The organism is Citrobacter sp. Awk 2 (genome assembly GCF_028069815.1).
GTDB lineage: Bacteria > Pseudomonadota > Gammaproteobacteria > Enterobacterales > Enterobacteriaceae > Citrobacter.
Genome location: NZ_JANEWL010000121.1, coordinates 1 through 12,474, shown reverse-complemented (window position 1 = coordinate 12,474; position 12,474 = coordinate 1). Strand labels below are relative to the sequence as shown.

The 12,474-nt window shown below is 52.1% G+C and carries 11 protein-coding genes; 1 reads left to right on the top strand and 10 read right to left on the bottom strand.

Going from position 1 to position 12,474, the window contains the following annotated elements:
- Nucleotides 1–53 precede the first annotated feature (53 nt).
- Nucleotides 54–956 (top strand): LysR family transcriptional regulator, encoded by a 903-nt coding sequence (locus NNO02_RS20855; protein ID WP_137381339.1) that lies wholly within the window; start codon nt 54–56, stop codon nt 954–956.
- A gap of 119 nt (nt 957–1,075) precedes the next feature.
- Here NNO02_RS20855 and cobO read toward each other — a convergent pair whose 3' ends face one another.
- The 10 genes from cobO to glmS form a co-directional block, all read right to left on the bottom strand.
- Nucleotides 1,076–1,678: a cob(I)yrinic acid a,c-diamide adenosyltransferase gene (gene cobO / locus NNO02_RS20850; RefSeq protein WP_271455626.1), complete on the bottom strand. Its 603-nt coding sequence runs from the start codon at nt 1,676–1,678 to the stop codon at nt 1,076–1,078.
- A 9-nt stretch (nt 1,679–1,687) separates the two neighbouring features.
- Nucleotides 1,688–3,340, bottom strand: coding sequence for a class I fumarate hydratase (locus tag NNO02_RS20845; protein WP_271455625.1), 1,653 nt, complete (start codon nt 3,338–3,340; stop codon nt 1,688–1,690).
- A 93-nt stretch (nt 3,341–3,433) separates the two neighbouring features.
- Nucleotides 3,434–4,435, bottom strand: coding sequence for a glutaminase A (gene glsA / locus NNO02_RS20840; RefSeq protein WP_271455624.1), 1,002 nt, complete (start codon nt 4,433–4,435; stop codon nt 3,434–3,436).
- A gap of 146 nt (nt 4,436–4,581) precedes the next feature.
- The gene (locus NNO02_RS20835; protein ID WP_137381335.1) at nt 4,582–5,886 is read right to left on the bottom strand and encodes a dicarboxylate/amino acid:cation symporter; all 1,305 of its coding nucleotides are present in this window, start codon (nt 5,884–5,886) and stop codon (nt 4,582–4,584) included.
- A 168-nt stretch (nt 5,887–6,054) separates the two neighbouring features.
- Nucleotides 6,055–6,372 (bottom strand): DUF4387 domain-containing protein, encoded by a 318-nt coding sequence (locus NNO02_RS20830; protein ID WP_005122536.1) that lies wholly within the window; start codon nt 6,370–6,372, stop codon nt 6,055–6,057.
- Entirely contained in the window at nt 6,369–7,739 is a 1,371-nt protein-coding gene (locus NNO02_RS20825) for an acyclic terpene utilization AtuA family protein (protein ID WP_271455623.1), read from the bottom strand. Before NNO02_RS20825 ends, NNO02_RS20830 begins: the two co-directional genes overlap by 4 nt.
- Before the next feature lie 3 nt (nt 7,740–7,742).
- A complete protein-coding gene (locus NNO02_RS20820; RefSeq protein ID WP_137381333.1) occupies nt 7,743–8,984 on the bottom strand; it encodes a methylaspartate ammonia-lyase in 1,242 nt (413 codons plus the stop codon).
- Complete coding sequence (locus NNO02_RS20815) at nt 8,984–10,429, bottom strand: methylaspartate mutase subunit E (RefSeq protein ID WP_271450205.1); 1,446 nt, start codon at nt 10,427–10,429, stop codon at nt 8,984–8,986. Before NNO02_RS20815 ends, NNO02_RS20820 begins: the two co-directional genes overlap by 1 nt.
- Nucleotides 10,430–10,441: 12 nt before the next feature.
- Nucleotides 10,442–11,836: a methylaspartate mutase accessory protein GlmL gene (glmL, locus tag NNO02_RS20810; RefSeq protein ID WP_271455622.1), complete on the bottom strand. Its 1,395-nt coding sequence runs from the start codon at nt 11,834–11,836 to the stop codon at nt 10,442–10,444.
- A complete protein-coding gene (gene glmS / locus NNO02_RS20805) occupies nt 11,836–12,285 on the bottom strand; it encodes a methylaspartate mutase subunit S (RefSeq protein WP_137381330.1) in 450 nt (149 codons plus the stop codon). Before glmS ends, glmL begins: the two co-directional genes overlap by 1 nt.
- Nucleotides 12,286–12,474 lie beyond the last annotated feature (189 nt).

Here is a 12,474-nt window from a genome sequence, read left to right as displayed (position 1 = left end):
GAATTATTTTTTATAAATTAAACTATTTTTGTACGCTGCATATGGAAGAGGTTATGAGAGGAAAAATACCCAAAACGGAGTTGCTGGTAACTTTTGAAGTGGTTGCGCGTCACGAAAGTTATACCCGGGCAGCTGAAGAGCTGGCTTTAACACAAAGTGCTGTTTTCCGCCAGGTGAATGCGCTAGAGGATTTTCTTAATACAGCGCTATTTAATCATGCCAAAAAGCGCATTTTTTTAAATGCGGCAGGCAAACACTATTTAACTATCGTTAAAGAGACACTGAACAAGCTTGAACGAGACACGACGACGATCATGACATGGCAGCCGACCGTACAAGTGATCGAACTGGCGGTTAACCCGACGTTCAGTACGCACTGGCTGATCCCAAACCTGCGTGAGTTCAATAAACTCAATCCTGATATTATCGTTAATATTCATTCTCTGGCGAATATTGGTGATTTTCTTAACCGGGAATATGACGCAGCGATCATGCGGGAAGATTTTTACTCTCCGTGGTCGGGGGTAGAGTATCTGTTCGAAGAGGAAATTCTGCCCGTGTGCAGTCGTTGCCTGCTTGCCGAACCGGACCGGAAGCTGTCCGTCGATGAACTGCTGAACGAATACCCGCTTTTGCATCAAAGCACCCGCATCAAAGGCTGGCAGGAATGGTTTGCGCTGTCCGATGTCAGCAGTCCGCTGGTGAATAAAGGTCCGCGATTTGATCTCTTGTCGATGCTGATTGCGGCGGTACGCTCCAACCTTGGTGTCGCATTGCTACCCCGTTTTGCCATTCAGCACGATCTGGATAGTGGGGATATGGTGATTCCTTGCGATGTTCCAATGCGTACTGGGAATCGATTTATCATGACGTGGCGGGAGGAGAAATCAGAGTCCCTGCATTTGGAGATCTTCCGCAACTGGTTGCTAAATAAATCCGTGGTGTCGGCTGCCTGATAGCGGCTTGCGCCTTATCAGGCCTACAGGTTTCAGTGTTCACCATAGGCCCGATAAGCATCGCGGCATTGGGCAAATCGCCGGATGCGGCGTAAACGCCTTATCCGGCAAAGGAGCGATTACCAGTCGATACCTTGCTGTGCCTGAATGCCGCTATCAAAAGCGTGTTTAACCGGGCGAAGCTCGCTGACCGTATCGGCAAGTTCAAGTAACAGCGCATGGCAACCGCGCCCGGTGACTATCACACTCTGGTCGGCAGGGCGATTTTCGATGGCGCTGATAACCTCCTGAGTATCCAGATAGTGATAAGCCAACATATAAGTGAGTTCGTCCAGTACGACCAGATCATAATGCGCATCGGCTAGCATGCGCTTACTTTCCTGCCACACTGCCGTGGCCGCCTCGATATCGGCTTCCCGGTTCTGGGTTTCCCAGGTAAAACCGGTACCCATAATATGAAACTCCACGCCGAGAGGGTGCAGCGTGTTGTACTCGCCATTATCCCACTGGCCTTTAATAAACTGCGCGACGCCAACGGTTTTTCCGTGACCAACCGCGCGCGTAGCCGTGCCGAAGGCTGCGGTGGATTTCCCTTTACCATTGCCGGTGAAGACAATCAGAATCCCTTTTTTCTCGGTTGCTGCCGCCACGCGGGTATCGACCTGCGTTTTTAGCTTCTGCTGACGCTGACGATGTCGGTCATTGTTGGCTCGCGCTTCCATGATAGCTCCTTAATGCCCCGCCGGGCAGGTTGCGCAGCGATGCTGCTGCTCAAACTGACTGAAGAAGTTATTGCCTTTGTCATCCACTAAGACGAAGGCCGGCATATTTTTAACTTCCATCATCCAGACCGCTTCCATGCCCAGTTCGGGATACTCAAGGCAGTGCAGGCTCTTCACATATTGCTGTGCCAGCAGAGCCGCTGCGCCGCCGATGCTGCCGAGGCTAAATCCACCGTGTTTGTGGCAGGCATCAGTAACCTGCTGGCTGCGGTTACCCTTGGTGAGCATAATGAGGCTGCCGCCTTGTGCCTGGAAAGCATCGACATACCCATCCATACGCCCGCCGGTGGTCGGACCCATTGATCCACAGGCCTGATTTTCCGGGGTTTTGGCGGGACCTGCGTAATAAACGATATGCTTTTTCATGTATTCCGGCATCGGTTCGCCGTTATCCAGACGCGCTTTAATGTTTGCGTGGGCGATATCGCGAGCGACAACAATCGGGCCGCTGAGCGACAGGCGGGTACCAATGGGCAGAGCTGACAAATCATTAAGAATGTCACGCAACGGGCGATCGAGGTTGAGCTGTACCGTCTGGGCGGTGTTTTCAACGCGGTGAGAGTCGGGAATAAACTTACCTGGGTTATGTTCGAGTTTCTCCAGCCAGATACCGTGTTTATTAATTTTAGCCTTGATGTTGCGGTCAGCCGAGCAGGAGAGCGCCATGGCGATAGGGCAGGAGCCACCGTGGCGCGGCAGACGAATAACACGAATGTCGTGGGCAAAGTATTTGCCACCAAACTGCGCGCCGATGCCAAATTCGCGGCTGGCATTGAGCAGTTCGGCTTCCAGTGCTGTATCGCGGAATGCCTGGCCCAGTTCATTCCCGCTGGTGGGCAGGTTATCGTAATATTTGGTCGATGCCAGCTTCGCAACTTTTAGCGACTGATCGGCAGATAATCCGCCAACCACAAAGGCGATGTGGTACGGCGGACAAGCGGCAGTGCCCAGCGATTTCATTTTTTCGATCAGGAAAGCCGTCAATTTCTCCGGCTGCAGAATAGATTTGGTTTCCTGGAACAACGCGGCTTTGTTAGCAGAGCCACCACCTTTGTTGACGAACAGGAAACGGTATTCGCTACCCAGCGTCGCGCTGATGTCGATTTGTGCAGGCAGGTTGGTCTGGGTATTGACCTCGTTATACATGTCCAGCGGGGCATTTTGTGAATAGCGCAGGTTACTTTCCGTAAAGGTGGTATATACACCCTTGCTTAATGCTTCGGCATCATCGCCACCGGTCCAGACCTGCTGGCCTTTGCTGGCGACAATGGTGGCGGTACCGGTGTCCTGGCAGTTTGGTAGTACGCCTTTGGCTGAGACTTCGGCATTGCGCAGCAGCTGTAATGCGACATACTTGTCATTACTGCTGGCCTGTGGATCGTGCAAAATGCTGGCAATCTGTTTCAAATGTCCGGCGCGCAGGAAAAATGAGGCCTCATAAAATGCCTGCTGTGCTAACAAGGTTAACGCTTCCGGCGCAACCTTAATAACTTCCTCTCCGTCTAACTCCGTCACAGTAATGTGTTGATTACTGAGCAATTCATATTCGGTATTATCTTTACTCTGAACAAAGAGTTCCTGCCAGACAAATGGTTTAGACATGTTTACTTCTCACCTCTTCATTTTTGCCGGATGACGGCGTAAATAAATGTGCTAATCGTAGGCCGGATAAGCGAAGCGCCATCCGGCATAGAGTTATTTTGCTAAAAAGACATTGGCTTTGGTCTCGTCAGCGACATATTCGATAGTTTTCTGGGCACGAACGCTGTTACCGGCTTCGTCCAACGGCGGAGAATAGACGGCAATCGCATATTTGCCGGGCACTACCGCAACCATTCCGCCGCCAACGCCGCTTTTCGCCGGAATACCGACGCTGTACAGCCATTTGCCGCTGCCGTCGTACAGCCCGGCAATTGCCATTTCAGCCAGCACCTGTGGCACATAGCGTTCATTCAGCAACTGCTTACCGTTGAAGGGCGACTTGCCTTTGTTCGCGAGTACGGCACCCATTTTGGCCAGTTGCTCAACGGTGATGTCCACTGAGCACTGGCGGGTATATATTTCGACCGCTTCCTCTGTGTTGCCGTAGAAACTGTTATAGGACTCCATCAGCTTCGCCAGTGCCTGGTTGTGCTGATTGGTTTCCATCTCGGATTTGAATACCGGTTCGTTGACCGTCAGTGAGGCATCCGCCCAGACATTCAGGTTGTCGAGGATTTTGTTCCAGCGATCGGTTTTGTCTTTGGCCTCAATCAGGCTGACGGTGCTCATTGCACCTGCATTCACCAGCGGGTTTTCCGGCGCGCCTTTGGTCAGTTCAACGGCTAAGCCTGAGTTGAATGGCATGCCGGTGGCATTGGCTCCGAGTTTATCCAGAACCACCTGCGGACCATGCTGTTCCATGGCGAGCGCCATGGTGAAGACTTTACTCAGGGATTCCATCGGGAAGGGCTTTTTAACATCACCCACCTGGTAGATTTTTCCGTCTACTGTGGCAATGGTGATGGCAAAATTATTGGGACTGTAGCTCGCCAGGGCAGGGATATAGTCGGCGACTTTTCCATCATTGTTACTTTTGTATTTCTGATGTGCCTGCTCTATTAGCTTTGCGTAGTCCGGCGTGGTTTGCGCGAATGAGGCAGAGCTAAACAAGACGCTGAAAGCAAAGAGACTCACGCCGATAATTGTTTTGTTCATTGTGCGTTCCTGTTGATGTTGTTGGGAAAACTATCCTGTAGGCCGGATAAGGCGTTCACGCCGCCATCCGGCGTTAACACGGTATAATTGCCGGATGGCAACGCTGGCGCGTTTTATCCGGCCTACGATTAGTCGTCCTTCTGCTATCAGGACAACGCGACCTCTGTTTCGGTAACCGGGCGGTCTTGCTCCGGTGTTTTGACTGGCGCAGTGCCGCGGCAGCCTGAACCAAAGTGTTCACCTTCCCAGCGACCTACAATGGCAGCACCCATGGCATTACTCATGACGTTAGTGGCGGAACGCCCCATATCGAGGAACGGATCGACGCCCATCAGCAGGATCAGACCGGCTTCCGGAATGTTGAACTGGTTCAGCGTAGCGGCAATAACCACCATGGATGCACGTGGCACACCCGCCATCCCTTTTGAGGTCAGCATCAGGATCAGCAGCATGGTGATTTGCTCGCCCATGCTCAGCTCAATGTTGCACGCCTGGGCAATAAAGACGGTGGCAAAGGAGCAATAGGCCATGGAACCGACGAGGTTAAAGGAGTAACCAATCGGCAAAACGAAGCTGGCAATTTTTGACGATACGCCGAATTTTTCCAGCTTATCCAGCGTGCCAGGGAAGGCCGCTTCAGAACTGGACGTGGTAAAGGCCAACAGCGCCGGTTCGAAGATTGATTTGGTGAGACGGCTGATGCAAGGACCAACAATGAGTGTCGACAGGCCAATCAGAATTGCCCACAGCATACCCAGTGTCAGGTAGAACTCGCCCATAAAGATACCGGCACTGACCATTACACCCAGACCACGCTCGGCAATCAGACCGGAAATAGCCGCGAAAACGGTCAATGGGGCAAACAGCATGACGTAACCAGTCAGCTTCAGCATGACGTGTACCAGCGAATCCAGAACCTTAACGATAGGCTCGGCTTTTTCACCGATGGCGGCCAGGCTGCAACCGAGGAAAATGGAGAACACCACGATCTGCAGGATTTCGTTACGCGCCATCGCGTCAACGATACTGGTTGGTACGGCATGTGAGATAAAGACTTTCAGCGTGAACGGCTCTGACTTAACAGCGGCAACAGCGCCTGCGTCATGAGCAACAAAGTTGATGCCTGCGCCCGGCTGGAAGATATTAACGATAACCAGACCCAATGCGATCGACAGCAGTGAGGCACAAATAAACAGGAAAAAGGTTTTAGAAAATATACGACCCAGCGTTTTGGCATCGCCCATCTTGGCAATACCGACAACCAGAGTTGAAATAACCAATGGTGCAATAATCATCTTCACCATACGTAAGAATATAGTGGTGAAAATGGAAATATCCTGTGCATATGATTTTGCTGTTTCAGCCGCGGCCATATTATTAATGGCCACCCCGGCAATCATGCCGAGTATCAGGCCTAATATGATCATCTTCGTTAAACTAATTTTCTTCATGTGTACTCCATCGGATAAAGGCTGGTAATTGGAATTATGTAGGGTGGCGTGTGCCTGAGCCCGGACAGCAGCTCAGACGCACGCCTGTTGTGACCAACCGCATGAATATTCGAAGCACTGTGATACCGCTGAACTCTGTGCTCCAATGGCTGTTATTGTGTTTTTTTGTTACAGATCGAATTCAATACTTAATAATGGTGCGTGTTGCTGCGCGCCATAAACATCATTGTCACCGACATTGCCGGAAATAATATCGCGCGGCATGACAATTTTTACTGCGTTAGCGGGATCAAACCAGACAATATTGTGAATAAAATCAGGTTCAACATTATATAACCCAGCAATAAGTTGCGGAGTTAATTGCTCCGAACGCTTTACCCGCTGATAGTCTTCCCGGGTTTTAAACAAAATATCTAAAACCAGTTCGTACGGTCCGGCATTTTTGGAGCGAATGACCTGCGCCAGTGAACAAATTGATTGTTTCATGCCTGAACTCCTTCTGGCGTCACCTGCTCAATGTGGAAATCAAACCGCAGTGCATCGCTAGCTTCAATCAGGTGATAGATCGAGAACTCATACACCGGCCCACTCTGAATATCAGATGGCGAGAATGGGAAAGCGAGGTTGCCCGCGGTCGCAATACGATTTTCATAGCCGTAGTGCAGTAGGGTAGAGCGCACCAGCGAGCAAACGCTGTTGGCGATATCCTGCGTTGGCGCGACGACGTCCAGTAAAATCCCCAGTTCATGACCGGCGGTTTTCATCGGTTCATGATTACCCATCACGCCATTCTTACCGTAAAGGTGGAACGTTATGCGGATACTGTCATCATTCAGTGAGAGGTTACGTGCCACGCTTGCCTGTACTTCTTCGAGAATGGTGTCGATACCGGCAATCATTATCGGGTCGCGCGTCCCAGCGATAGTCAGGCAGCGGAAGCCAACCTGACGTGCGCCTTCCAGTTTCAGTGCATACGGCGTTTCTTCATGACGCGAACCGCTGACATACACTTCACCTTCGTTAACTGCGGTGAAAGTACATGCCTTCAGATTCAGTACGCCGCCTGGTCCCGGCAGGAAGTACGGGTCGGACTTCTCGTACAAGGTATGCGCCGCAGCGGAGGTTTCGGTGAACTTACGCTTTGGATTGAACGCTTTCAGCGTAAAGCCGTTGTCGTCGATGATCCCCATTGCGCAATCCGAGCCGGAGCCAGGGGTTGCTGCAATGGCAGCACACTCAAGGATCTTACCGCAGTGCAGCGCCAGACCTTCATCAAAGCCTTGCATAATCGGCAGCGCCGCGAAGCAGGCTGGATCGTAAGCGCGTCCGCCCAGAACAACCTGTGCACCCGCTTTCAGTGCACGCTGGAAAGGTTCGACCCCCATCTGCGCGACGATGTAGGTGCTGTCTTCGATGGCTTCGTGCGTTAACTCAGGCACGAAATCCAGCGCGGTGATTTTGCCGTTATCCAGCGCCTGGTGAACCACGTCTTTATCAACATCAGACGGAATCAGCGCCATGGAGAAAGACAGTTTTTCTTCCTGGGCAATCTCATGGATTATCTGGCGGCACCACTCCAGATGCGGAGCAGCACCGGAACCACCGGCGGTGCCGATAACCACAGGGATGTTGTTCTTAACGCCCGCCACGATCATATAGCGCAGATCGCGTTTTACCCCAGCCCTGTCAGTGAAGGGTTTACCTGCCCCCAGGTAGTGGGGGCCAGGATCGGAGGAACCTGCGTCAACAGCAATAAGATCCGGTGACTCTTCCATGGCTTTACGAAAACTCTCTTCCGGGAAGCCATAACCCAGGATAGCCGTAGGCGATAAGATCTTAAATGTGCGTGCCATCTCTTAATCCTTAGTTTGCAACAGCGCGATGGTGCGGTTCATTTCGTTAAACACGATGTTGAGACCTTCATCGAATCCCATACCCGGTTTTACCAGCATGCGCATTGGGCGTGCGGCCAGTGCGACGTGGACACAGGTGCGAGCACTGATCTCGGTTTCGTTACAGGTACCACCCTGATAGGCTTCCATGGCGTGTTTGTTGCAATACAGCACCGCATCAACGATGTTGTGAATACCGCCCAGGTCCGGGGTTTTGATCTGCACCATGTGGCAGCTGCCCGCGTCGGTGAAGTCCACGATGTCCTGGTAGGTGTTACACCATTCATCAGCCACGATTTTCACGCCGGAGCCCAGACGGGTCAGCTCTTTGGTGATGGCGGTCAACATGCGGATCTGATCCGGTTTGTTGCCGGCATCAACCGGACCTTCAATGTACAGCGGCAGGCCCTGCGCTTCGGCTTCCAGGCTGGCGATGTATTCGGCGCAGCGCACCGGGTCCATATCAAAAATCAGGCCGATCGTGCCGTACACATCGATATGCAGCGTCGGGTGATAACGCTCGCTGGTGCGCAGGCTTAAGATACGGTCAGACAGCCAACGCACATACTCACGCAGTTTTTCGCCTTTAAAGCCCAGCTTCTCTTCAACGTTATTGATCAGCGCATGCGGCAGGACATCCACACCTTTGAGGATCATTTTGTCGACGGCGATATAGCGGTCGTCACCACTCTGACCAAATAATGGAATGGCTTCTGGTACGCACGGCAGTTGCCACTCGTCGCATACCACTTCAGTTTTCAGACGACCGGTGGCCAGTGCCGCCGCGTCAAGCAGTGCCTGAGACAGACCATAACGAACGGCGGTATGCAGCAGGTGGCCGTCAATACGCAGTTGGTCAAAGAAACGGGCATTCGGCAGGAATGCATCAACGTCACGACCTTCCAGCAGCGGTTTGATGTGATCGTTGAGGAATGGAATGAAGTTCTCAGCCAGGAACAGCGGATCACGGCCGCCGGCACCTGAATATTGCACCGCAGCGCAATCACCCACTGCGACCGCGCCGTTTTCCAGAACCAGCTGGACGGATACGCATTCACCAGCCTGACGCACGGAGGTAAAGCCTGGCGTTACCGGATCGCCGGTATAGATAAAGCCGTCATGACCTGCGCCGTTTTTGATGGCCTGCTGATCGTCAAAATAAAATGAGGAGTAGCCAGCGGTGAAAAGGGCCTGTTTGATTTTCATTATGGTCTTCCTATTAATTTACTGTGGGATACGGCGTTGATGTCATCAATGACCATCTGGAAAGAAGGTTTGCGACCTTCAAAATGTGCGCGCTCTGAGACGTAGTCGTGGTGCAGCGCGAGAATGTCTTTCGGCAGTGGAACTGCACCGGCTTCGAGAATACGGATAGCACCTGTGTTATCGCGCACCGGCAGAATTTTGCCTGCGTTGCAAGCGGCTGGGGCGAAGGGGACATCCAGAACACCAGCTTCAAAAGCCAGTACCGTACCGCGTGCAATGTCGCCATTACCCAGCTCGAAGACTTTTTTCAGTACTGCGCGGACTTCACTCTTAATCAGTTCGACTTCCTGTTCCACGGCAGCGCACTGTGGGAATTTCTGGTCGCTAACCATGTTAAGCATCTGGCGTGACGCTTTAAGACCCTGAGCGTTAGCCGCGGCGGTTGGGATGCCGAAGGCTTCATGCGGGCTCTTGGTAATGACTTTTGTGGCACCGGACATGCCAGCAACCGCAGCGCCCCAGGCGATAACGGAGAAGGCTTTCGCTTCATCTTCCGGGAACCCGCCCATCCACTGGTGGAATACGGTACTCAACTCATAATCATCGAAACCGTGGTTATGGAAGTATTCGTGGGACAGTTCACGCAGCGCCTGAATGGCGGCGATATCCTGCGTCAAACTACCGACCTGGCCGTAACCGACGGTAATGGACTTCACGCCTTGTTCCAGTGCCAGCAGACCTTCGATAATCGCCACCGAGTGGGACATAAACGGCGGGATCAGGGTGCCAGTCAACGGACCAAACGGTTCACGGTTGATGCGAATCCCATTTTCTTCGTACAGTCCCATCAGGCGATCGCAGTACTGCCAGTCACGAATGGATTTTTCCAGCGTGACGCGTTTGGCATAAGGGATGTTGTAGGAGATACCGCCCCCTTCGTAGCTGGTAAAGCCACTGGCCATGGCGATTTCTGCCAGCAGACGTGCATCTGGCGTACCGTGGCGGACCTGGATTGGTTTTTCCAGCGACTCAGTCATACGGCGGCAGGCAGCAACCCCATGATTGACGACGGGTAAACCATTCAGTTTGGAGGTGCCCGCCTCGATAGATTTTTGGATCCCGACAGCCGCTTCTTCATAGCGGTTCAGACGGGTATAGGCATCGATTGTACTTGGCAGGAGGTCACATTCTTCCTGCAATGTTTTAAGCAGCTCAATGTGCTCATCCATGAGTGCGACGCCCGCACGCGGTTGGCTCAGCGTTTTACCTTCCTGGTCGGCCTTCAACAGCGCGAGGGAGAAGCGTTTTGAATCTGGAATTGATTGCTGGTACTTCACGCCATCTTCGAAGTTCTCAACGTCTTTGCCGGTTTCCCAGGTTTGCAATACCTGATGCCTTTCGGTCATGAATTCGTCGTGGGTCAATTTTTTATTTCGAAGTTCCATTCGTAGCTGCCTTTAGTTTTGTAGGGTTAAACACTGAATGCTGGTGCGAGCAGCGGCTTGCGGGTACAGCCTGGCGACGTTTGCCAGTAGAGGGAGCAGGCCATATGAATCGCGGTAATACTCAAACTGATTCGGTAACAGAATTCTTTTACCCTGGTCGTCCAACTCCCGGTATTTGAGCCAGTTATGAATATCGAACTGGCTGGCGCGAGAGAGCCACCCACCTGAACCGACAACTTTCCGTACGGTGGTGAGATCGCGACCCATCTGTAAATCCACGTTACCGACGCAGGTGCAAACCTGCTTCTTAGTGCCCGCGTGGCGCTCAGCGGCATAGCCCACGCACAAACCGGCTAACAGAGTGTCGAAATATTTCTCTTCCTCGTTGACCGGCAGGTAGTCCGGCTGCCCAACCAGATGGCGCAGGTAGCGATAAAACGCCTCCTCACGTTGTGGCTGTTGGGCAAAAACAACTTTCACCATATCCTGCGTGCTTTCTCCCACCACGACGGCGGAAACGCGCATGCCCAAATCACCTTCAACGGTACGTTTGACGAAAGGTTCAGGGACACCATGCAGGACAGTATCGGGGGAGAGGGTATTCGCGCTGGCTGAATAGACATCCGTGGTGGCGCCACCCATATCGATCAGCATGAATTCCTTCCATGCGCTGTCGTAATCGCTAATTGCTTTTACCAGTTCATACACCGTCCACGGCGTCGGCATGGGGTCTTCGCCTGTTTCACCCACGATGACGTCAAGACCTTTACCTTTTACGATGCGTGACAAGAACACATCGCAAATGGCCTGACGAGCGGCAAACGGATTCGGGTGATCGAGATCCGGCAGGATGTTGTCTACCGTGGTCAGATCTTTGTGACCCAGAATCGTTTGTATTTCGTCCTGAATATCACGGTTTCCGGCATAGATGATGGCGCAATCAAGCTTCGAATCCGCCAGTGCACGCGCATTGGCCAATCCATAGCTTTCTTCACCGCCATCTGTACCCCCTGTAAACAACAGGATATCTGGCGGTACGGATTCCAGCTCCTGGATGTCATGACGGTTCAGCTTGTACGAATAATATTGCGCGATTTTCGCTCCTGCCGAGTGAGCGGTAACTTTCGCCGATTCCAGCGTAATGGAAGGCACCAGCCCCATTGCTGCAACGGCGAGTCCACCTTTGGCTGAGGAGGAGTACTTCAACTGCACTTCACCACTTTTCAGTAACGGGCGAGCATCGGCAACATTCAGCACCTGATTCAGGCTGGCAAAAAAACCGTCTGCCAGATGATGTGTGGTGGTTGGGGTCAGGACATGATTGACCAGCGTTAACACCTCTCCTTCCTGTGCGAAGAGGGCTGCCTTGGTCCATGTCGAGCCGATATCGACAGAAACTGTTTGCATCAGATGGCCTCTTCCAGGCAACGCTGTTCGAGGCCATTGTGTTGGTGAATATCGTTAGTGATAAGCGAGCAGACATCTTCCAGGTCGTGGCTGGGGGCGAAAACGCGGTTGAAGCCCATTTCTTTAAACTTCACTTCGACATCGGCAAAATCGTGTTTGCCCACGACAAGGTTACCGCCGACATACAGCAGAATGTCGCCCAGGCCGCGTTCAATGCAGCGCTCACGCAAGCCGAGGCAGTCAATGTCGCCGTGGCCGTAGATGGAGGACACCACGATGGCATCGGCGCCTGTTTCAATTGCGGCATCAATATATTCATCCTGGCTCACCATCACCCCGAGGTTGATTACGTGAAAATCATGAGCAGTAAAAACGCGATCCAGAACTTTATTGCCTACTGCATGGCAGTCAGCACCGATGACGCCAATAACAAGTGTAGATTTCTTCATGGGTAATCCTCTGTAGGGCTGATGGTCAATAAGTAAAAAATATTTCTAATATTTAGAACATGGATTGTGACAACCTCTTAATAGGCTTGGAGTTTCTGTGGAAGCGAAAAAGGAAGCAATTGATCTATTTTCAAAATATCCTGCACAAAACGATTGTTATATTGTCTTTTTATAAAAACGCATTTAAAT

Bases quoted from the DNA above. Each gene is read 5' to 3' on its own strand.
- NNO02_RS20855 (WP_137381339.1), top strand. From the start codon at position 54: ATGAGAGGAAAAATACCCAAAACGGAGTTGCTGGTAACTTTTGAAGTG.
- cobO (WP_271455626.1), bottom strand. From the start codon at position 1,678: ATGGAAGCGCGAGCCAACAATGACCGACATCGTCAGCGTCAGCAGAAG.
- NNO02_RS20845 (WP_271455625.1), bottom strand. From the start codon at position 3,340: ATGTCTAAACCATTTGTCTGGCAGGAACTCTTTGTTCAGAGTAAAGAT.
- glsA (WP_271455624.1), bottom strand. From the start codon at position 4,435: ATGAACAAAACAATTATCGGCGTGAGTCTCTTTGCTTTCAGCGTCTTG.
- NNO02_RS20835 (WP_137381335.1), bottom strand. From the start codon at position 5,886: ATGAAGAAAATTAGTTTAACGAAGATGATCATATTAGGCCTGATACTC.
- NNO02_RS20830 (WP_005122536.1), bottom strand. From the start codon at position 6,372: ATGAAACAATCAATTTGTTCACTGGCGCAGGTCATTCGCTCCAAAAAT.
- NNO02_RS20825 (WP_271455623.1), bottom strand. From the start codon at position 7,739: ATGGCACGCACATTTAAGATCTTATCGCCTACGGCTATCCTGGGTTAT.
- NNO02_RS20820 (WP_137381333.1), bottom strand. From the start codon at position 8,984: ATGAAAATCAAACAGGCCCTTTTCACCGCTGGCTACTCCTCATTTTAT.
- NNO02_RS20815 (WP_271450205.1), bottom strand. From the start codon at position 10,429: ATGGAACTTCGAAATAAAAAATTGACCCACGACGAATTCATGACCGAA.
- glmL (WP_271455622.1), bottom strand. From the start codon at position 11,836: ATGCAAACAGTTTCTGTCGATATCGGCTCGACATGGACCAAGGCAGCC.
- glmS (WP_137381330.1), bottom strand. From the start codon at position 12,285: ATGAAGAAATCTACACTTGTTATTGGCGTCATCGGTGCTGACTGCCAT.